19 protein-coding genes are annotated in these 18972 nt (G+C 72.7%); 12 read left to right on the top strand and 7 right to left on the bottom strand.

Translation table 11 applies throughout. The features are described 5' to 3' along the window. Positions 1 to 98: 98 nt before the first annotated feature. Positions 99 to 566, bottom strand: a complete 468-nt coding sequence (locus IMZ35_RS20505; protein ID WP_199442755.1) for a MarR family winged helix-turn-helix transcriptional regulator — start codon at positions 564 to 566, stop codon at positions 99 to 101. A gap of 80 nt (positions 567 to 646) precedes the next feature. Between IMZ35_RS20505 and IMZ35_RS20500 the strand changes: the two genes are divergently transcribed. After that, positions 647 to 1819: a PP2C family protein-serine/threonine phosphatase gene (locus IMZ35_RS20500; RefSeq protein WP_199442754.1), complete on the top strand. Its 1173-nt coding sequence runs from the start codon at positions 647 to 649 to the stop codon at positions 1817 to 1819. A 36-nt stretch (positions 1820 to 1855) separates the two neighbouring features. Here IMZ35_RS20500 and IMZ35_RS20495 read toward each other — a convergent pair whose 3' ends face one another. Beyond that, on the bottom strand, positions 1856 to 2827 hold the full coding sequence (locus IMZ35_RS20495; RefSeq protein ID WP_199442753.1) for a Ppx/GppA phosphatase family protein: 972 nt from the start codon (positions 2825 to 2827) through the stop codon (positions 1856 to 1858). 323 nt (positions 2828 to 3150) lie between these two features. Between IMZ35_RS20495 and IMZ35_RS20490 the strand changes: the two genes are divergently transcribed. After that, the gene (locus tag IMZ35_RS20490; protein ID WP_199442752.1) at positions 3151 to 3342 is read left to right on the top strand and encodes a hypothetical protein; all 192 of its coding nucleotides are present in this window, start codon (positions 3151 to 3153) and stop codon (positions 3340 to 3342) included. A gap of 17 nt (positions 3343 to 3359) precedes the next feature. Here IMZ35_RS20490 and crtI read toward each other — a convergent pair whose 3' ends face one another. Both crtI and IMZ35_RS20480 read right to left on the bottom strand, forming a co-directional pair. Continuing rightward, a complete protein-coding gene (crtI, locus tag IMZ35_RS20485; RefSeq protein ID WP_199442751.1) occupies positions 3360 to 4835 on the bottom strand; it encodes a phytoene desaturase family protein in 1476 nt (491 codons plus the stop codon). 40 nt (positions 4836 to 4875) lie between these two features. Continuing rightward, positions 4876 to 5994 carry a polyprenyl synthetase family protein gene (locus tag IMZ35_RS20480; RefSeq protein ID WP_199442750.1) on the bottom strand — a complete coding sequence of 373 codons (1119 nt, stop codon included), beginning with the start codon at positions 5992 to 5994 and terminating at the stop codon, positions 4876 to 4878. A 146-nt stretch (positions 5995 to 6140) separates the two neighbouring features. On the opposite strand from IMZ35_RS20480, the gene IMZ35_RS20475 reads away from it, so the two are divergent. Both IMZ35_RS20475 and IMZ35_RS20470 read left to right on the top strand, forming a co-directional pair. Then, positions 6141 to 7088 (top strand): phytoene/squalene synthase family protein, encoded by a 948-nt coding sequence (locus tag IMZ35_RS20475; protein ID WP_199442749.1) that lies wholly within the window; start codon positions 6141 to 6143, stop codon positions 7086 to 7088. 24 nt (positions 7089 to 7112) lie between these two features. Beyond that, positions 7113 to 8114: a DUF5914 domain-containing protein gene (locus tag IMZ35_RS20470; protein ID WP_199442748.1), complete on the top strand. Its 1002-nt coding sequence runs from the start codon at positions 7113 to 7115 to the stop codon at positions 8112 to 8114. Positions 8115 to 8421: 307 nt separating this feature from the next. Here the strand turns inward: IMZ35_RS20470 and IMZ35_RS20465 are convergent, their stop codons facing one another. Beyond that, positions 8422 to 9168 (bottom strand): class I SAM-dependent methyltransferase, encoded by a 747-nt coding sequence (locus tag IMZ35_RS20465; protein WP_199442747.1) that lies wholly within the window; start codon positions 9166 to 9168, stop codon positions 8422 to 8424. A gap of 348 nt (positions 9169 to 9516) precedes the next feature. On the opposite strand from IMZ35_RS20465, the gene IMZ35_RS20460 reads away from it, so the two are divergent. The 5 genes from IMZ35_RS20460 (at position 9517) to IMZ35_RS31810 (ending at position 14567) form a co-directional block, all read left to right on the top strand. Next, entirely contained in the window at positions 9517 to 10278 is a 762-nt protein-coding gene (locus IMZ35_RS20460; RefSeq protein ID WP_199442746.1) for a DeoR/GlpR family DNA-binding transcription regulator, read from the top strand. Between the two features lie 117 nt (positions 10279 to 10395). Beyond that, positions 10396 to 11751: an ABC transporter substrate-binding protein gene (locus tag IMZ35_RS20455; protein ID WP_229372786.1), complete on the top strand. Its 1356-nt coding sequence runs from the start codon at positions 10396 to 10398 to the stop codon at positions 11749 to 11751. 46 nt (positions 11752 to 11797) lie between these two features. After that, entirely contained in the window at positions 11798 to 12763 is a 966-nt protein-coding gene (locus tag IMZ35_RS20450; RefSeq protein WP_199442744.1) for a carbohydrate ABC transporter permease, read from the top strand. Continuing rightward, on the top strand, positions 12760 to 13581 hold the full coding sequence (locus IMZ35_RS20445; protein ID WP_307868477.1) for a carbohydrate ABC transporter permease: 822 nt from the start codon (positions 12760 to 12762) through the stop codon (positions 13579 to 13581). Before IMZ35_RS20450 ends, IMZ35_RS20445 begins: the two co-directional genes overlap by 4 nt. Beyond that, positions 13578 to 14567 carry a zinc-dependent alcohol dehydrogenase family protein gene (locus IMZ35_RS31810; RefSeq protein WP_199442743.1) on the top strand — a complete coding sequence of 330 codons (990 nt, stop codon included), beginning with the start codon at positions 13578 to 13580 and terminating at the stop codon, positions 14565 to 14567. The genes IMZ35_RS20445 and IMZ35_RS31810 overlap by 4 nt, the downstream gene beginning before the upstream one ends. 144 nt (positions 14568 to 14711) lie before the next feature. On the opposite strand, the gene IMZ35_RS20435 is transcribed toward IMZ35_RS31810, so the two are convergent. Next, the gene (locus IMZ35_RS20435) at positions 14712 to 15200 is read right to left on the bottom strand and encodes a hypothetical protein (protein ID WP_199442742.1); all 489 of its coding nucleotides are present in this window, start codon (positions 15198 to 15200) and stop codon (positions 14712 to 14714) included. Positions 15201 to 15332: 132 nt separating this feature from the next. After that, positions 15333 to 16106 carry an IclR family transcriptional regulator gene (locus IMZ35_RS20430; RefSeq protein WP_438816888.1) on the bottom strand — a complete coding sequence of 258 codons (774 nt, stop codon included), beginning with the start codon at positions 16104 to 16106 and terminating at the stop codon, positions 15333 to 15335. 112 nt (positions 16107 to 16218) lie between these two features. On the opposite strand from IMZ35_RS20430, the gene IMZ35_RS20425 reads away from it, so the two are divergent. From IMZ35_RS20425 to IMZ35_RS20415, 3 genes are read left to right on the top strand one after another with little or no spacing between them, the layout of a single operon-like run. Next, entirely contained in the window at positions 16219 to 17022 is an 804-nt protein-coding gene (locus IMZ35_RS20425) for a CoA transferase subunit A (protein ID WP_199442740.1), read from the top strand. Further along, complete coding sequence (locus IMZ35_RS20420) at positions 17019 to 17771, top strand: CoA-transferase subunit beta (protein WP_199442739.1); 753 nt, start codon at positions 17019 to 17021, stop codon at positions 17769 to 17771. The genes IMZ35_RS20425 and IMZ35_RS20420 overlap by 4 nt, the downstream gene beginning before the upstream one ends. After that, complete coding sequence (locus tag IMZ35_RS20415) at positions 17768 to 18946, top strand: thiolase family protein (RefSeq protein WP_199442738.1); 1179 nt, start codon at positions 17768 to 17770, stop codon at positions 18944 to 18946. Before IMZ35_RS20420 ends, IMZ35_RS20415 begins: the two co-directional genes overlap by 4 nt. The last annotated feature ends 26 nt before the right edge of the window (positions 18947 to 18972 follow it).

The following is an 18972-nucleotide window of genomic DNA, read 5'->3' as shown; positions in this document are numbered from 1 at the left end:
CGACAGCCCCGCATCCGTGGGTCGGCCCGAAGCCGACCGGCTTCACGTTTGTCCCCCGACAAATATAGCCTGTCGTCGTGGAAATCGGTGCGGGAAGGTCAGGCCAGCTGTTCGGCGTCGGCGTCGGCGCTCGCGGCGGCGTCGTTGAACTCGGCCAGCCCGGTCAGCAGCGCTCGGCGTCCCGCCGGGCTCACCCCGCTCAGGATCGTCGCCAGCGCGGTGCGCCGGTTGCGGGTCACCTCGGCCAGCAGCTCACGTCCGTCCCTGGTCAGGACCAGGACGACCTCGCGCCGGTTCTTCGCGTTCACCTGCCTGGCCAGCAGCCCGGCGGCCTGCAACCGGTCGCACAACCGGCTCGCGGACGACGGGATCGCACCCAGCTCGGCGGCCAGCCCGTTGAGGTTGATCTGCTCGTGGCGCTCGACGATGTTCAGCGCGTGCAGCTGCGACGGGGAGACCCGCGTTCCCAGCGCCTCGTGAGCGTGGTTCCAGATGCCCGCGAGCGTCCGCGCGGCCTGCTCTACCTCGTGGGACAGGTCTGCCATCGGCCGCCGTCCACCAGTCATGCGCATACTGTGACACTTCCCCTGCACGAACGACAGTCGCGGTGCACCAGCGCGCCGTCCGGATCGGATCGGAGGCCGTGATGACCGCGGTGGAATCACTCGCCCGTGCCGAGAGGGCGATGCGCTCCAGCGCGCCGCACTCGCTGCTGAACGTGCTGCGCGCGACGCTGCGCGCCGACTTCGACGTCGTCACCGCCGACCTGCTGCTCGCGGACTACCGGCTGTCGGTGCTGCAACCCGTCATCGAGCTGCCCCACACGGCCGACCCCCTCCCCATCCGCACCACGGCGGCGGGCCGCGCCTTCACGTCCCAGCAGGTCGTGCTGGAGCCCTCGCCCGACCGCAGCGGTGTCGTGGTGAACCTGCCCGTCGCCGTGCGCGGAGACCGGCTCGGCGTGCTCGTGGTCGAACTGCCCGCCGCCCCCGACGAGCCCACGCGCACCCTGCTCGCCGACCTCGCCACCAGTCTCGGGCACGAACTCGTCGTCGCCGAGCGCGACACCGACCTGTACCTCCAGGCCCGCCGCCGCGAGCGGCTGAGCCTCGCCGCCGAGATGCAGTGGCAGCTGCTGCCCGGCCGCGGCTGCTCGCGCGCCGAGTACTCCCTCGGCGGTCAGCTCGAACCCGCTTACACGATCGGCGGCGACAACTTCGACTGGAGCGCCGACTCCACCCACCTGACCGTCACCGTCTCCAACGGCATGGGACGCGGCATCCGGGCGGCGCTGCTCACCAACCTCGCCATCAGCGCGCTGCGCAACGCGCGCCGCGCCGGGCTCGGGCTCGCCGACCAGGCGGTGCTCGCCGACCAGGCGCTCTACGCGCAGTTCGGTGGCACGGAGTACGTGTCCACCCTGATGCTGCGCTTCGAACTCGCGACCGGGCGGGTGGCCGTCGTGGACGCGGGCTCGCCGCGGGTGCTCCGGATGCGGGACGACGAGATCGAGCTGATCCCGTTCGACGCGCAGCTCCCGCTGGGCATGTTCGACGAGACCGAGTACCGCGAGCAGGACTTCGCGGTGCGCGACGGCGACCGGCTGGTCATCGTCAGCGACGGCGTGCACGCGGCTCGCACGGACGCGCGCGGCGAGTACGGCACCAACCTCGACGGCGTGATCCGCTCCTCGCGGAACCTGCCCGCGTCCGAGGCGGCGCGGGCGATCATCAACGAGCTGCTGGAGTGGCACGAGGGCACCGACCTGCTCGACGACGCCGTCGTGGTGTGCCTGGACTGGACCAATCCGGGGAGCTGAGGTCCACCGGGTGCCTGTGCGGGAGCCGGGACGCCGTCAGGCGGCCGCCCCGACTCCCGCGTCTTCGGGGGACGACTGCTCCAGCAGCGTGAGCAGCAGCCCCTCCTTGGTGGACCACGGGCAGATCGTCACGACGTCCTGCGCGGTCGCCTCGATCAGCGCCTCCGCCACCAGCGCGCCCGCGAGGGACTGGTGCGCGCGGTGCCGCGAGATGCCGGGCAGCGCGGCGCGCTGCGCCGCCGACACCGACGCCAGGCGCGGAATCCACCGGCGCAGGTCGGCGAGGTGCAACTGGCGGGAGACGTGGATGCCGTCGCGCTGCGGCCGAGCTCCGGCCAGCCGGGCCAGCTGCTGGAACACCTTGGAACACCCGACCGTGAGCTGCTGCTCGCTCCGCAGGTGCTCGGTGCGCAGCGCGTGGTCGAGCTGCTCGGTGAGGTGAGAGCGGACGGCGTTCAGGCGCTCCGGCGAGGGGACGCCCTCGTCGAGCCACGCCCTGGTCAGGGTGCGCGCGCCCAGGGGCAGCGACGTCGTGATCGAGGCCGACTCGCCGTCACCGGCGGCGATCTCGGTCGTGCCGCCCCCGACGTCGAGCACGACGAGCGGCCCGGCGGCCCAGCCGAACCAGCGGCGGGCGGCCAGGTAGGACATGGCCGCCTCCTGCCCGCCGGACAGGAAGCGCAGCTCCACGCCCGTGCGGCGGGCCACCTGCTCGACGATCTCGCGGGCGTTGGGGGCGTCGCGGATGACCGAGGTCGCGAACGGGGTGATGGCGGAGACGCCCTCGCGCTCGGCGACGCGACGCGCCTCGGCGACGGCGGCGGTCACGTGGTCCACGCCCTCGGGCGTCACGGCGCCCGTGCGGTCGAGCAGGCGGTCCATCCGCAACCGCACCTTGTGGGACACGGAGGGGCGCAGAAGTGATCCCTCGGCCCGGTCGACGACCACCAGGTGCGCGCTGAAGCAGCCCACGTCGAGCACCCCGACCCTGCTCGGTCTCTCCGCCATGCGCGTGCACCAGTCCCCTCGTCGGCAGGGCTCCGGTGTTGATCCGGAACGACAACCGTCAAACCTAGTGGCGAGAGCGCCACTCCAGTGCGTTCCGATGTGGCTCTTTTGTGTGATTCTCGCTGCTCCGCCCGTGTTGATCACCAGGGAGAACGTCCGCCCGCACACTCCACAGAGGACTGAACGGGCGAGCGGGTGACGTGCCGTGCCGCTCGTCGCGGCAGGAACTTCCCCCACACGGGGGAAACATCGCCTCGGACGGGCTGTTTCGACTGCCCCGTCAGGGGCATCCGCGCGGGGAGACCCGTGGCGGAGGTGGTTCGATGGACGTGGTGGAAGAACCGGAGCGGGTCGGGACCAGGTGGCGCACCGCGGCGTCCGCGCTGCTGGTGCTGACCGCGGTGGTCCAGCTCGTGAGCTTCTCGGCCGGGCCGCACCCGGCACGCACCGCCGTCGGGCTCACCTGCCTCGTCGTCATGCTGGCGCTGCTCGGCTACCTCCGCCGGATCAGGTGAGCGCGTCCGGGCGGTGATCAGCCGCCGGTCACCCGTGCGGCGGCCAGACGACCCGAGATCAGCACCGGCGGAATCCCCACGCCCGGCGTCGTGCCGCTGCCCGCGAGCACCACGTTGCCCCCGCGCGACACCAGGTTGCGCGGCCGGAACGGCCCCGTCTGGGCGAACGTGTGGGCCGCCGAGAAGGGCGTTCCCGCCGCCTGCCCCGTCCGCGCCCAGTCCGCGGGCGTCATCAGCGACAGCCGCCGCACCGACGTGCTCGACGGCACCAGGCCGCGCCGCACCACCCGGTCCACGACCTCCTCGGCGTAGCGCTCGCCGATCAGGTCCCAGCGCAGCGGCGCCGTCTCCAGGTTCGGGCACGGCGCCAGCAGGTACTGGAGGTGCTCTCCCGGCGGCGCCAGGTCCGGATCGGTGAGCGACGGGGTGGTGAGCAGCAGCGACGGGTCGCGCATGAGCACGCCCTCGCGGATGATCTCGTCGAACGTGCCGTCCCACGCTCCGCCGAAGGAGATCGTGTGGTGGGCGGCGCCGGGGGACAGCTCCGAGGCGGCCAGGTGCACGACCACGGCGGACGGGGACCAGCGCAGCCGCAGCGGACGCCGCGACGGGCGCTCCAGCAGACGCGCGCTCTCGGCGGGCCCGGTGGCCAGCACCAGCGCGTCGCACGCGATGCGCTCCGCTGGCGTCCGCACCGCCGTCACCCGGTCGCCGCTGCGCTCCAGCGCCGTCACCGGCGTGTCGAGGTGGAACTTCACCCCGGCCGCCGCCGCCGCGTCGGCCAGCGCCTGCGGCACCCGGCGCATCCCGCCGCGGGGGAAGAACACCCCGGCCACGGTGTCCATGTAGGCGATCACGGCGTACGCGCCCAGCGCGTGTCGCGGCGCCACGCCCGCGTAGAGCGACTGGAACGAGAACACCCGCCGCAACCGCTCGTCGGAGAGGAACCGCCCGACCGCGGAGGACAGCCGGCCGAACCCGCCCAGCGCGGCGAGGCGGGCCAGGTCGGGTCCCACCAGGTCCAGCGGCGAGTCGAAGTTGCCGCCGATGAAGCGGTCGCGCTCCACCTCGTACATCCGGGTCAGCCACGCGCGCAGCTTCCGGTAGCCCTCGGCCTCCGCGTCCCCGGCGAACGCGGCGACGGCGCGCTCCATCTCCGCCGCGCCGGTGTGCACGTCCAGCTCGGAGCCGTCGGCGAAGCGCGCCCGGTACGCGGGGTGCAGCGGGAGCAGCTCCAGCCGGTCGGTCACCCGCTCGCCCACCGCGGCCAGCGCGTCGTCCAGGAGCTCCGGCATGGTCAGCACGGTCGGGCCGGTGTCGACGCGGAACCCGTCCACGTCCTCCCGTCCCGCGAGCCCGCCGGGGTGCGCGGCGCGTTCGACGACGGTCACCTCGCGGCCCGCGCCGCGCAGGTGCAGCGCGGCGGACAGGCCCGCGAGGCCCGCCCCGACGACGACCACGTGATCGGTGCGACCGGTGACCGCGCGAACCATGAGAACTCTCCTCGGAACCTGAAGATCGACGAGCGGGGGATCAGCGTCGGCGGGTGGTGGCCTTGGTGGCCAGGCGGAGCAGGTGCGAGCGGGCGTCGCCGGACATGTCCACGTCGCGCAGCGCGCTCAGCGCCCGCCCGGTCAGCTCGGTGATGCGCTCCTCGACCGCCTGCACCGCGCCGAGGTCGCGCAGCGTCGCGCGGACCTCCTCGACCAGGGCCGGGGTGATCTCCGCGCCGTCCAGCGCCGAGCGCAGCAGCGCGGCCGAGTCCTCGCGCCCCGCCTCGGCCGCCAGCTCGAACGCGATGGCGACGAGGGGGGTGCGCTTGCCCTCGCGCAGGTCGTCGCCCACCGGCTTGCCCGTGACGTGCTCGTCGCCGAACACGCCGAGCAGGTCGTCGCGGAGCTGGAACGCCACACCGATGTCGCGCCCGAAGGCGCGCAGCGCGTCCACCAGTTCCGGCGTCGCGCCCGCCAGCGCGGCTCCCAGGTGCAGCGGTCGCTCCACCGTGTAGGCGGCGGTCTTCAGGCGGGCCACCGTCATGGTCTCCGGCACGGACTCCTCGCGCCGAGCCGACGCCAGCAGGTCCCGGTACTGACCGGCCATCATCTCCGTGCGCATCGCGCGCCACGGCTCCCACAGCGCGGTCAGTCCCGCGGCGCCGAGCCCCGAGGTGACCAGGGCGTCGTCCGCCCAGGACAGCGCGAGGTCGCCGACGACGATCGCCACCGAGTCGCCGAAGCGCTCGGCGTCGCCGCACCACCAGCGGGTGCGGTGCCGGTCGGCGTACGTCGTGTGCGTCGTGGGCCGGCCGCGCCGGGTCGCCGAGCGGTCCATCACGTCGTCGTGGACCAGCGCGCAGCACTGGAGCAGTTCGAGCGCGACCAGTGCCCGCAGCACCGGCGCCGGTGCGGAGTCCAGGTCCGCGCCGCCCGCCGCGCGCCAGCCCCACCAGGCGAACGTGGGCCGGATTCGCTTGCCGTCCGCCAGGGCGAGCGCGGACAGCTCCGCCACGAGACCCGCGTCGAGACCCGCGGGGACGTCGGTCCGCTCGCGCTCGGCGAGGAAGTCCTCCAGCCCCGCCCTGACCACCTCGCGCACGCGCTCGTCGTCGGACGGGGTCCGCGGCGTCGGGACGGCGTTGTGGGCGAGCGACATCGTCGCCTCCTCGAGTGCGGGGTGAAGGAGAACTGTGATGAGCTAACCAGCGCAGGACCCGGTCCGCACGACGGCTGGACTCGTCGAGCGGATCACCACGCGCGGTCCTAGCGTGGTGGCACCACGCGCGAGGAGGGGCACTCGAAGTGCAGTCGGATCGTGAGCTGGATGCCGCGGGCATCGTCGACCCCGTGTTGCGAACGGCCTACCGGCGGTGCCGCGCGCTCAACGCGGAGCACGGCCGCACCTACTACCTGGCGACGCGGATGCTCGCCCCGCAGCAGCGCCCGGCCGTGCACGCGCTGTACGGATTCGCCCGCTGGGCGGACGACGTCGTGGACGAGGTCCACGACGGGCGGACCGGGCGGCAGCGCGCCGATGAACTGTCCACACTGGATCGGACGATGCGGGAGGGGCTGGAGCGGGGGCGCAGCGACCACCCGGTGATCACCGCGCTGATCGACACCGCCGACCGCTACGACATCGACCACGCGCACTTCCACGACTTCATGCGCTCCATGACGATGGACCTCACCGTCACGGACTACCCGACCTACGCCGACCTCGCGGAGTACGTGCACGGCTCGGCCGCCGTGATCGGGCTCCAGGTGCTGCCCGTGCTGGGCACCGTCGTGCCGAGGGAGGAGGCGGCGCCCGCCGCCGCGGCGCTGGGCATCGCCTTCCAGCTCACCAACTTCCTGCGCGACGTCGGCGAGGACCTCGACCGCGGCCGGGTCTACCTGCCCGCCGACGAACTCGCCGCGTTCGGCGTGGACCGGGAGCTGCTGGAGCACGTCCGGGCCACCGGACGCACCGACCCGCGCGTGCGCCGCGCGCTCGCCCACCTCGTCGCGCGCACCAGGGGCGTCTACCGGCGGGCCGCCGTCGGCGTACCCATGCTCGCGCCGCGCTCCCGGCCCTGCGTGGGCACGGCCCTGCGGCTCTACGGCGGCATCCTGGACGAGATCGAGGCCGCCGGCTACGACGTGCTGCGCCACCGCGTCGTCGTCCCGCGGCACCGCCGCCTGGTCGTCGCGCTGCCCGCGCTGGCGCGCGCGGCGGTCAGCCGCTCCGTCCCCGTGCCGACCCGCTGAACCCCACACCCAGGAGAGCCGCTGATGTCCCCAGCACGCCCGAGGATTCCACTGCGGTTGTTCGACCGGACGCCGTGGCCGGAGCAGAAGCCCACCTGGCCCGAGGCGAAGCCCGCGCTGATCGCCGCGGCGCTCAAGCGGGCGCAGGCCAGGCCGTCGGGCAACTGGTACGTCGTCGCCGCGAGCCGCGAGGTCGTGGCGGCCGCGCCGTTCGGCCGCACGATCGCCGGGCGGGAGGTCGTGCTGTGGCGGGGCGCGGACGGTGAACTGCTCGCCGGGCCCGGCTCGTGCCCCCACCTCGGCGCACCGCTGTGCGACGCGGCCGTGCACGCCGGGCAGCTCGTGTGCCGCTGGCACGGTCTCGCCCTGGGGAAGCGGAGGTTCGGCGCGTGGAGCCCGTACCCGGCGCACGACGACGGCGTGCTCGCCTGGGTCAGGCTGGACGAGGTCGGCGGGGAGGAACCGCTCGACGCGCCGGTGGTGCCGGTGCGCCCGCCCGCCGCGTCCGTCGACGCCGTGGCGACCGTGATCGGCCGGTGCGAGCCGGAGGACGTGGTGGCCAACCGGCTCGACCCCTGGCACGGCGCGTGGTTCCACCCGTACTCCTTCGCGAACCTGCGGGTGCTGGACGCGCCCGCCGCCGACCTCGACAGCACCGCCGACGACCGGTTCACCGTGGCGGTCACCTTCACCCTCGCCGGACGGCTCGGCGTGCCGGTGGTGGCCGCGTTCACCTGTCCCGAACCGCGCACGATCGTCATGCACGTCGTGGAGGGTGAGGGGCGGGGCAGCGTCGTCGAGACGCACGCGACCCCACTGGGCCGGGGACCGGACGGCGCGGAGCGCACCGCCGTGATCGAGGCGGTCGTGGCGCACTCCGACCGGAAGGGCTTCGCCGCGGCGCTCCCGGCGGCGGCGGTGCTCCGGCCGCTGATGAAGCTCGCCGCGAAGCGGCTGTGGCGCGACGACCTCGCCTACGCCGAGCGGCGCTACTCGCTGCGCACCACCGGCCGCTGGGTCGACTGAGCGGGAGCCGGGTCGCGCCGGGACGCGGCCCGGACACGTCCCGGCGAGACAGCGGGCGGCTCGTGGCGGCGGAGTCCGTCGTGACGGTTCGCTCCACCGGCGCGACCGGAGGGTCCACCCGCACGAGGTCGCCCGCCGGCACCGGGAAGTGCTCCGGTGTCCGCGCGGTCGGCCGGTGGCGGTGCCGGCCGGGCGGCGAGCAGCCGCGCGGCTCGACCGCGGTCCCGTCGGCGCGCACCGCTCACGCGCGGGCCTCCTGCTCGGGGTGGTTCAGCACGCTCGCGCCGGGACGCGCTCGGCCCGCCGGTCACCGCTCGTCGCGGGCCGGGCCGGTCGGCCGCGTCGCCCGGAAGGTGTGCACGATGCCGCGCTGCCAGCCCGAGATCTCGTAGCGGGCGACGCCGTCGAACCCCGCCCGGCGCAGCCGCCGCTCGAACGCGGTCGCGCCGTCGAAGCGCAGCACGCTGCGCCACAGGTAGGTGTAGAGCGACGGGTCGCGGGTGGCCAGCGTTCCCAGCGGGATGATCACCGACCAGTTGACCGCGTTCCAGATCGCCGTGCTCAGCGCCGAGTCGCGCACCGAGTACTCGTGCACCACCAGCGGGGCGCCCGGCCGCAGCAGGTCGCGCACCCGTGCGAGCACCGGATCGGGCTCGGGCAGGTTCCGGACCAGGTAGGCCGCGAAGACGGCGTCGAACGGCCCGCGCACACCGGCCCCCGCCACGTCCTCCGCCCGCGAGTGCACGAACGACACCGCGTCCGGCCACGTCTTGGCCCTCGCCCGTGCGAGCATCCCGGCCGAGGCGTCGACGGCGACGACCTCCGCGTGCGGGGCGACCGCGAGCAGGGCGGCGGTGGACGCGCCGGTCCCGCAGCCGAGGTCGAGGACGCGCGCTCCGCGTCCGCCCTCCGGCAGCCCCAGCCTGGCGGCGGAGCGCCGCAGTGCCCGGTGGTAGTCCGGATTGGCGCCGACGAGCACGTCGTAGGAGGTGGCAGCCGAGTCGAACGCTCCGGGCACCTCGGTGACCGGGAGCGGAGCGGTGGAGTCGCGCACGGTGCAGAACCTAGGGGGCGGGCGGGCGCGGCGCACGGCGGTGCCGGGCACCGCCGTGCGCCGGACCGCCCCGCGAACCGGTTTCCGAGTCGGTCACCGTCCGGTCGCTCCGGGCGTCGTTCACCCGTGAATCGGGCATGTGAACGCCCGATTCGGGCACGTCTTGCCTGTTCGCGAGCCCGAAAGAGGCTGAGAAACGGGTGAGAACCGGGCATCTGCGGAGGCGCTGTGGCACTGGCCACACCCGTTCGGTGGTGTTAAACCTTATGCCTGCCCGAACGGGCAAGGTGAGTCCGAGCAAGCGGAAGCACCGGTGGTGCGGACGTCCACAGCGAGGTGGAGGTGGGAATGCAGGCTGAGGAGCGGAAGCGGCGCATCCTCGCCAGGGCGCGCACCGAGGGCCGGGTCGACGTCATGGACATCGCGGCCGAGTTCTCGGTGGCTCCGGAGACCGTCCGGCGCGACCTGCGGCTGCTGCACGAGCACGGTCTGGTCCGGCGCACGCACGGCGGGGCGTTCCCCGTCGAGAGCGCCGGTTTCGAAACCGGTCTCGCGTTCCGCTCGGTGTCCAGCGTTCCGGAGAAGCGGCGGATAGCGGCCGCGGCGGCCGAACGCCTCGACGACGCGGAGACCGTGTTCGTCGACGAGGGGTTCACGCCGCAGCTCGTGGCCGAGGCCCTGCCGCTGGACCGTCCGCTCACGATCATCACCGCCTCCCTGCCCACCGCCGCCGCGCTGTCGGAGTCGCCGTCGATCACGGTGCTCCTGCTCGGCGGCAGGGTCCGCGGCCGCACCCTCGCGACCGTGGACCACTGGGCGATCCGGATGCTCGGCGAGATGGTCATCGACCTGGCCTACATCGGTGCGAACGGGATCTCCCGCGAGCACGGCCTCACCACGCCCGACCCGGTGGTCGGGGCGGTCAAGGCGCAGGCGGTGAAGGTGGCGCGACGGAGGATCTTCGTCGGTGTCCACACGAAGTTCGGCGTGGCGAGCTTCAGCAGGTTCGCGGTCGTCTCGGACTTCGAGACGATCATCACGGACTCCTCGCTCTCACCGGGGGAGGCCCACCGCTACGCGGTGCTCGGTCCCAGGGTGATCCGCACCTGAGACCTCAGCGGTTGTTCTGAGATTTTTCGAGTTGTGCTCCCGCGACCCCACCAGGGGTGGCGGGCGCGGTCGGACGCGGCCACTTCCAGGCCGAACGTGATGTGGAAAGGGAAGACGATGACGTCTAACCGTCGCAAGGCCGCCGTCGCGGCCGGTGCGATCGCGGTGCTGGCGGCCACGGCGGCCTGCAGCGGTGCCGGCGGGGGCGGTGCGGCAGGCGACAGCCAGTCGATCAACGTCCTCATGGTGAACAACCCGCAGATGCAGGACCTCCAGAAGCTCACCGCGGACAACTTCACCAAGTCGACCGGTATCACGGTCAACTTCACCGTGCTGCCCGAGAACGACGTCCGCGACAAGATCAGCCAGGACTTCTCCAGCCAGGCCGGTCAGTACGACGTGGCGACGATCAGCAACTACGAGACCCCGTTCTTCGCGAAGAACGGCTGGCTGACGCCGCTGGACGACTACATCGCCGGTGACGCCGCGTTCGACCAGCAGGACGTCCTGGAGCCGATCCGCACCGCGCTCACCGCGGAGGACGGCAAGGTCTACGCCGAGCCGTTCTACGGCGAGGCGTCGATGCTGATGTACCGCAAGGACGTCTTCGAGGCCAAGGGCCTGACGATGCCGGAGAAGCCGACCTGGCAGCAGGTCGCGGAGCTGGCGGCGCAGACCGACGGCGCCGAGCCGGGCATGAAGGGCATCTGCCTGCGCGGCCAGCCGGGCTGGGGTCAGGTCATGGCGCCGCTGACCACCGTGGTCAACACCTTCGGCGGTACCTGGTTCACGCAGGACTGGCAGGCGCAGGTCAACGGTGCCGAGTTCACCGAGGCCACGAAGTTCTACGTCGACCTGGTGCGCAACCACGGCGAGGCCGGCGCGGCGCAGGCCGGGTTCGCCGAGTGCCTGAACAACATGACGCAGGGCAAGGTCGCCATGTGGTACGACGCCACGTCCGCGGCCGGTCTGCTGGAGGCCGACGACTCGCCGGTCAAGGGCAAGCTCGGCTTCGCGCAGGCGCCGGTCGTGAAGACCGAGTCCTCGCAGTGGCTCTACACCTGGGCGTTCGGCGTCCAGAAGGCCAGCAAGAAGGCCGACTCCGCGTGGAAGTTCATCTCCTGGGCGTCCGGCAAGGACTACGAGCAGCTCGTCGGCTCGCAGCTCGGCTGGTCGAAGGTGCCCGACGGCAAGCGCTCCTCGACCTACCAGCGTCCGGAGTACCTGGCGTCCGGCGGCACGTTCGCGAAGCAGGCGGAGACCGCCATCAAGGGCGCCAACCCCGACGACCCCGGCGTGCAGCCGCGTCCCGCCCCCGGCATCCAGTTCGTCGGCATCCCCGAGTTCACCGACCTGGGTACGAAGGTGTCGCAGCAGATCAGCGAGGCCATCGCGGGCGGCAAGACCGTCGAGGAGGCACTGGCCGCAGGCCAGCAGGAGGCCGAGAAGGTCGCCGAGAAGTACCGGAAGTGATCCGCACGCCCATCGGCACGTCAACACCGACAGGGAGAGTTCGACGATGACTCTCGACACCGCGCCACCGCCAGTGAAGCAGGTGCGACGAGAGCGGCCGACCCCGCCGAGAGGGCCCGGCGGCGCGAGCCGCTGGGCCCGGCGAGCCCCGCTGCTTCCCGCGCTGATCTTCCTGATCGTGGTCACCCAGCTGCCGTTCGTGGCGACGCTGGTGATCTCGTTCATGCGCTGGAACTCGCTCGACCCGACCAACCGCGGGTTCGCCGGCGTCGACAACTACCTCACCGTGTTCACCGACGCCGGACTGCGCTCCTCGGTGGTCACGACCGTCGTGCTGACCGCGGCCGTGGTCCTGATCAGCCTGGTCCTCGGGCTGGGGCTGGCACTGCTGCTGGACACGAAGTTCCGCGGCCGGGGCGTCGTGCGGACGATGCTCATCGCGCCGTTCCTCGTCGTCCCCGTGGCGGCGGCCCTGCTCTGGAAGCACGCCCTCTACAACCCGTCCTACGGGCTGTTCAACGGTGTGCTCACCTGGATCTGGGGCCTGTTCGGCAGCCAGAACCCGCCGCAGCCGGAGTGGATCAGCGAGATGCCGCTGAGCGCCGTCGTCGCCTCCCTGGTGTGGCAGTGGACGCCGTTCATGATGCTGATCCTGCTGGCGGGGCTCCAGAGCAGGCCGATGGACGCGGTCGAGGCCGCGCACATCGACGGCGCGTCGCCGTGGCAGGTCTTCCGCTACCTGACCTTCCCGCACCTGCGGCAGTACCTGGAGCTGGGCGGCCTGCTCGGGTCCATCTACATCGTGCAGAACTTCGACGCGGTCTTCACGATCACGTCGGGCGGGCTCGGCACGGCGAACCTGCCGTACACGATCTACCAGACCTTCTTCCAGGCGCACGAGTACGGCCAGGCGTCGGCCGCGGGTGTGGTGGTCGTGATCGGTTCGATGATCATCGCCACGTTCGCGCTGCGCGTGGTGTCCTCCCTGTTCCGAGACGAGGTCCGCTCGTGAAGCGCGCGTGGAAGCCCTGGGGCGCCATCGCCTGGATCGCCGCCGTCGTGTTCTTCGCCCCCGTGGCGTGGATGCTGCTCACCTCGCTGCACAGCGAGCCCGACGCGGCGACCAACCCGCCGTCGCTGCTCGCGCCGATCACCCTCGACGGCTACGCCGAGTTCTTCGGCGGCACCGGCGGGATCAGCCCGTGGCCGCCGCTGATCAACTCCTTCAGCGCCAGCATCGGTTCGACGCTGATCGTGCTGCTGCTGGCGATCCCGGCCGCGTACGCGCTGTCGATCAAGCCGGTGGAGAAGTGGACCGACGTCCTGTTCTTCTTCCTCTCCACCAAGATGCTGCCCGTCGTCGCGGGCATCCTGCCGATCTACCTGGTGGCGCAGTACGCCGGGATGCTCGACAACATCTCGTTCCTGACGCTGCTCTACACGTCGATGAACCTGCCCATCGCCGTGTGGCTGATGCGCTCGTTCCTCGCCGAGGTCCCCAAGGAGATCCTGGAGGCCGCGGCGATCGACGGCGCGGGGCTGATCACGATCCTGCGCAGGGTCGTCGCGCCCGTGGCGATGCCCGGCATCGCCGCCACGGCGCTGATCTGCTTCATCTTCAGCTGGAACGAGCTGCTGTTCGCCAGGGTGCTCACCGGAGTGGTCGCGGGCACGGCGCCGGTGTTCCTCACCGGTTTCGTCACCAGCCAGGGCCTGTTCCTGGCCAAGGTGTGCGCCGCGGCGACGATCGTGTCCTTCCCGGTGCTCGTCGCCGGTTTCGCCGCCCAGGACAAGCTGGTCCAGGGCCTCTCGCTGGGAGCTGTGAAGTGAAAGCCGCCGTCATCACCGGCATCGGCCAGGTCGAGGTGACCGACGTCCCCGACCCGACGCCAGGCCCGCGAGAGGTCGTCGTCGACGTCGCTGCCTGTGGTCTGTGCGGCACGGACCTGCACATCCTCCAGGGGGAGTTCGCCCCGACGCTGCCGATCGTGCCCGGTCACGAGTTCGCCGGCGTGATCGTCGAGGTCGGCTCGGACGTGACGGAGCTGGCCGTGGGCGACCGGGTCGCGGTGGACCCGTCGCTGTACTGCAACGAGTGCCGCATGTGCCGGATGGGCCGCAACAACCTCTGCGAGCGCTGGAACGCCATCGGCGTGAGCAAGCCCGGTGGCGCGGCGGAGTTCGCGGTGGCTCCGGTGGCGAACTGCGTCAAGCTGCCGGACCACGTGCGCACCGAGGACGCCGCGCTCATCGAGCCGCTGTCCTGCGCGGTGCGGGGCTACGACGTGCTGCGTTCGCAGATGGCCAGCCGCGTGCTGATCTACGGCTCGGGCACGATGGGCCTGATGATGCTCCAGCTGGGCAAGCTCACCGGCGCGTCCAGCATCGAGGTCGTCGACCTGAACCCGGACCGGCTGGCCACGGCCAAGCAGCTCGGCGTGACGGCGACGGCGGCGAACGCCGACGAGCTGGACCGCCCCGGCGGCTGGGACGTCGTCATCGACGCCACCGGCAACGAGCGCGCCATCCAGGACGGCCTCAACCGGGTCGCGAAGGGCGGCACGTTCCTCCAGTTCGGCGTGACCGACTACTCGGCGCGGGCCGTGATCGAGCCGTACAAGATCTACAACCAGGAGATCACCATCACCGGCTCGATGGCGGTGCTGCACTCCTTCGAGCGTGCCGCGGACCTGTTCGCGAACGGCGTGCTCGACCCGGACGTCTTCATCAGCGACCGTCTCCCGCTCGCCGACTACGTGCCGGCGCTGGAGCGGTTCAAGGCCGGGCAGGGGCGCAAGATCCAGGTGCTCTGCTGACCTGATCGCGATCGTGTCGCGAGGCCCGGTGTCCCCCGTTCGGGGGTGCCGGGCCTCGCGGCGTCCGGGCCGTCGTGCGCGAACGCTCAACTCGTGGTGCCTGAACGCTCAACTCGTCGTGCGCGAACGCTCAACTCGTGGGTGTCAGCGTTGGCTCGCGTAGTAGGCGTCGACCGTGTCGCCGTCCAGGCCCACAAAGGTCTCTATGCGCGCCGCCGCGGCCTTGACCAGGACCACCAGGACGTCGAGGGCGTGGTTCGACATGGCTCGCACGGTCATGCCGGTCAGCACGGCGTTGTCGGCGGCGATGCTCGTGAGCAGGGTGGTGGCCGAGTCGACGGCCCGCTGCCACTCGCTCGCGTCCTGGTCGGGCGGGACCTCGAAGACCGGGGCGATGCGGGTGCCGGGGGCGAGCGTGCGGCGCGGGATGCCGAACAGCACGATCCCGGCGAGCGTCTCGACCGCGGCGAGGGTCTCCCGCTCGCTGCCGAGCAACCGCTGGGCCAGCGCCACGGCGCTGGCGCTGTCCCGGCGTGCCACGGCTCCGACCGCCGCGAGCGCCAGCGCCTCGGGGTTCGGCGCCTCCGCCGCCGCTGGCACGACGACGGGGAGGTCGTCCGGTGACTGTGTCACGGCCACGTCCCTTCACGTCTCGGTGGACCTGCCGAACCTAGGGGCTCGTCGTCGGCGACACGAGGAGGCCGCGTCGCGAACACCCGAACGGCCCACCCGCTGTCCTGCTCCTGCCCTGTGGCTCGCGTCCGTTCACCCGCCCCGCCCGGCGATCGGCGCACCCAGCGAGCGCGAGATGCCCAGCGCCGTGGCGCGCACCGCCGGGACCAGCGTCCGGACGTCGACGCCCTCCACCGGGACCACGACGGACAGCGCCGCGATCACCGACCCGTCGGCGTCGCGCACCGGCGCGGCGATGGACCGGCTGATCAGCTCGATCTGCTGCACGCTGATCACGTACCCGTCGCGGCGGGTGTCGGCCAGCAGCTCCCGCAGCCGCACGGGCGAGGTGTTCGTGCGCTCCGTGTAGCGGTGCAGCGGAGAGGCCAGCACCCGCTCCTGGAACTCGGGGTCGGCGTGCGCCAGCAGCACCAGGCCCACTCCGGAGGCGTGCAGCGGCAAGCGGCTGCCGGTGCGGGTCGCCATCGTCACCGCGCCGCGCGCGGCCAGCCGTTCGATCGACAGCGCCTCCCGGCCGTCGAGCACCGCGAGCTGCACGTTCTGCTGCGTCGCCGTGCAGAGGTCCTCCATGAACGGCATGGCGTTCTCCCGCAGCCGCAGGCTGCCCGGCGTCAGCGAGCCGAGCTCCCACAGCCGCAGTCCCACGTGGTACGCGCCGTCGTCGCGGCGTTGCAGCGCGCCCCAGCGGGTCAGGTCGGCCACCATGCGGTGCGTCGTGCTCAGGGGCAGGCCGGAGGCCCGGCTGAGTTCGGAGAGCGTCAGCGCTGGACGCGCTTGGGAGAAGGCGTCGAGCAGGCGGAAGATCCTGTTCGCCACCGACTCCGCCTCCGGCGGTCGTCGTTGCACACCGGTCAGGATGACATCCCGGCACGGCTTCCACCCAGTGGAAACCCCCCTGGAGAGGAGGAACCCCGCTGCCGCAGAGTCTCGTCGACACCGATTCGCCGGAGGACCGCACATGGCAACGCTCACCACGCTGGCGGACGCCGTCGCCGACCTGGTGCGCGACGGGGACCAGGTGGCCCTGGAGGGGTTCACGCACCTCATCCCCGTCGCCGCGGGACACGAGATCATCCGCAGCGGCAGGCGGGACCTGACCCTCGTGCGGATGACCCCGGACATCGTCTACGACCAGCTCGTCGGCGCGGGCTGCGCGCGGAAGCTGATCTTCTCCTGGGGCGGCAACCCCGGCGTCGGCTCGCTGCACCGCTTCCGCGACGCCGTGCAGCACGGCTGGCCCGTGCCGCTGGAGATCGAGGAGCACAGCCACGCGGGCATGGCCAACCGCTACGTCGCCGGGGCCTCCGGCCTGCCCTTCGCGGTGCTGCGCGGCTACACCGGCACCGACCTGGCGCGCGTCACCGAGACGATCAAGCCCATCACCTGCCCGTTCACCGGCGAGCAGCTCACCGCCGTGCCCGCGCTCAACCCGGACGTGACGATCGTGCACGCGCAGCGCGCGGACCGGGCCGGCAACGTGCAGCTGTGGGGCATCACCGGCGTGCAGAAGGAGGCGGTGCTCGCCGCGAAGCGCAGCATCGTCACCGTCGAGGAGGTCGTCGACGAGCTGGACCCGCGGCCCGGCGCGGTCGTGCTGCCCACCTGGGCCGTCACCGCCGTCGCCGAGGTGCCGCGCGGCGCCCACCCGTCCTACGCGCACGGCTACTACGAGCGGGACAACGAGTACTACAGGTCGTGGGACGCGATCAGCCGCGATCGCGGCGCGTTCGACGCGTGGCTGAAGGAGAGCGTCTTCGGATGAGCACCTGCACCGCCGACGAGACGATGACCGTCGCGGCCTCCCGCGCGCTGCGCGACGGCACCTCGTGCTTCGTGGGCATCGGCCTGCCCTCCACCGCCGCCAACCTCGCCCGCCGCACCCACGCGCCCGACCTCGTGCTGATCTACGAGTCCGGCACCCTCGGCGCGAAGCCCGACCGGCTGCCGCTGTCCATCGGCGACGGGGTCCTCGCCGAGACGGCCGACGCCGTGGTCGGCGTGCCCGAGGTGTTCAACTACTGGCTCCAGCCCGGCCGCGTCGACGTCGGCTTCCTCGGCGCCGCGCAGCTCGACCGGTTCGGCAACATCAACACCACCGTGATCGGCGGCGACTACCACCACCCGGAGGTGCGGCTGCCCGGCGCGGGCGGCGCGCCGGAGATCGCCGCCTCCTGCCGCGAGGTGTTCGTGGTCGTGCGGCAGAGCACGCGCGCGTTCGTGGACCGGGTCGACTTCGTCACCTCGTTCGGGCACGGTCGCGGCCGGGGGGAGCGCGAGGCGCTGGGCCTGCCCGGCGCCGGCCCCACGCTCGTCATCACCGACCTCGGCGTCCTGCGGCCAGACCCGGAGACCGGCGAGCTGACCCTGACCGAGCTGCACCCCGGAGTCGAGGTCGACGACGTGCGCGCCGCGACCGGCTGGGAGCTGAGGGTCTCGCCCGACCTGGACCGCACGCCCGAACCCACCCAGCAGGAGCTGACCGTCCTGCGCGCACTGGAGGAAGCCCGGTGACCACCGACGTCTTCGTCCTCGACGCGGTCCGCACGCCGTTCGGCCGCTACGGCGGAGCCCTGTCCGGCGTCCGGCCCGACGACCTGGCCGCGCACGTGCTGCGCGCCCTCGCCGAGCGGACCGGGTTCGACCCGGCGACCGTCGACGAGGTGATCCTCGGCGACGCCAACCAGGCCGGTGAGGACAACCGCAACGTCGCCCGCATGGCCACCCTGCTCGCCGGCTGGTCCACCTCCGTGCCCGGCACGACGGTCAACCGCCTCTGCGGCTCCGGCCTCGACGCCGTGGTGCAGGCGTCGCGGATGATCGCGCTCGGCGACGCGGAACTCGTCGTCGCCGGTGGCGTCGAGTCGATGAGCCGTGCGCCGTGGGTGCTCCAGAAGCCGTCGAAGGCGTTCCCGAACGCCTCGGAGACGCTGCACTCCACCACGCTGGGCTGGCGGCTGGTCAACCCCGCGATGCCGCGGCGCTGGACCGTGTCGCTGGGCGAGAGCACCGAGCTGCTGGCGGAGCGCTACGGCATCGACCGCGCGCAGCAGGACGAGTTCGCCCTGCTCAGCCACCGCAACGCCGCGGCGGCCCAGGAGGCCGGGTTCTTCGACTCGCACGTCGTCCCGGTGCCGGGCGCCGAGCTGACCCGCGACGAGGGCGTGCGCGCCGACTCCACGATCGAGAAGCTCGCGAAGCTCAAGACGGTGTTCCGGGAGAACGGCACGGTCACCGCGGGCAACGCCTCGCCGCTCAACGACGGCGCGTCGGCCGTGCTGCTCGGCGACGCCGCCGCCGCCGAGCGGACCGGCGCGACGCCGCTGGCCCGCGTCGCCGGTCGCGGAGCCGCTGGCGTTGACCCCGACGTGTTCGGCGTCGGTCCGGTCGAGGCGGCGGAGATCGCGCTGCGCCGCGCCGGGATCGGCTGGTCCGACCTGGTGGCCGTCGAGCTGAACGAGGCGTTCGCCGCCCAGTCCCTGGCCTGCCTGGCCGACTGGCCCGAGCTGGACCCGGCGATCGTCAACGTCAACGGCGGCGCCATCGCCATCGGTCACCCGCTCGGCGCGTCCGGCGGCCGGATCGTCGGCCAGCTCGCCCACGAGCTGCGCCGCCGCGGCGGCGGCTTCGGCCTCGCCGCGATCTGCATCGGCGTCGGTCAGGGCCTGGCCGTCGTCCTCGAAGCCTGATCGTTCCCACCCCCCGGCTCGTCCCA

This window comes from Umezawaea beigongshangensis, assembly GCF_016464305.1.
Lineage (GTDB): Bacteria > Actinomycetota > Actinomycetes > Mycobacteriales > Pseudonocardiaceae > Umezawaea_A > Umezawaea_A beigongshangensis.
This window is presented reverse-complemented; position numbering and strand designations above follow the sequence as displayed.

What these genes read in the sequence shown, in the direction of transcription:
- IMZ35_RS20420 (WP_199442739.1), top strand. Translation starts at nt 17,019, where the DNA reads ATGAGCACCTGCACCGCCGACGAGACGATGACCGTCGCGGCCTCCCGC.
- IMZ35_RS20495 (WP_199442753.1), bottom strand. Translation starts at nt 2,827, where the DNA reads ATGGCGGAGAGACCGAGCAGGGTCGGGGTGCTCGACGTGGGCTGCTTC.
- IMZ35_RS20470 (WP_199442748.1), top strand. Translation starts at nt 7,113, where the DNA reads ATGTCCCCAGCACGCCCGAGGATTCCACTGCGGTTGTTCGACCGGACG.
- IMZ35_RS20505 (WP_199442755.1), bottom strand. Translation starts at nt 566, where the DNA reads ATGACTGGTGGACGGCGGCCGATGGCAGACCTGTCCCACGAGGTAGAG.
- IMZ35_RS20500 (WP_199442754.1), top strand. Translation starts at nt 647, where the DNA reads ATGACCGCGGTGGAATCACTCGCCCGTGCCGAGAGGGCGATGCGCTCC.
- IMZ35_RS20450 (WP_199442744.1), top strand. Translation starts at nt 11,798, where the DNA reads ATGACTCTCGACACCGCGCCACCGCCAGTGAAGCAGGTGCGACGAGAG.
- crtI (WP_199442751.1), bottom strand. Translation starts at nt 4,835, where the DNA reads ATGGTTCGCGCGGTCACCGGTCGCACCGATCACGTGGTCGTCGTCGGG.
- IMZ35_RS20455 (WP_229372786.1), top strand. Translation starts at nt 10,396, where the DNA reads ATGACGTCTAACCGTCGCAAGGCCGCCGTCGCGGCCGGTGCGATCGCG.
- IMZ35_RS20490 (WP_199442752.1), top strand. Translation starts at nt 3,151, where the DNA reads ATGGACGTGGTGGAAGAACCGGAGCGGGTCGGGACCAGGTGGCGCACC.
- IMZ35_RS20425 (WP_199442740.1), top strand. Translation starts at nt 16,219, where the DNA reads ATGGCAACGCTCACCACGCTGGCGGACGCCGTCGCCGACCTGGTGCGC.
- IMZ35_RS20480 (WP_199442750.1), bottom strand. Translation starts at nt 5,994, where the DNA reads ATGTCGCTCGCCCACAACGCCGTCCCGACGCCGCGGACCCCGTCCGAC.
- IMZ35_RS20460 (WP_199442746.1), top strand. Translation starts at nt 9,517, where the DNA reads ATGCAGGCTGAGGAGCGGAAGCGGCGCATCCTCGCCAGGGCGCGCACC.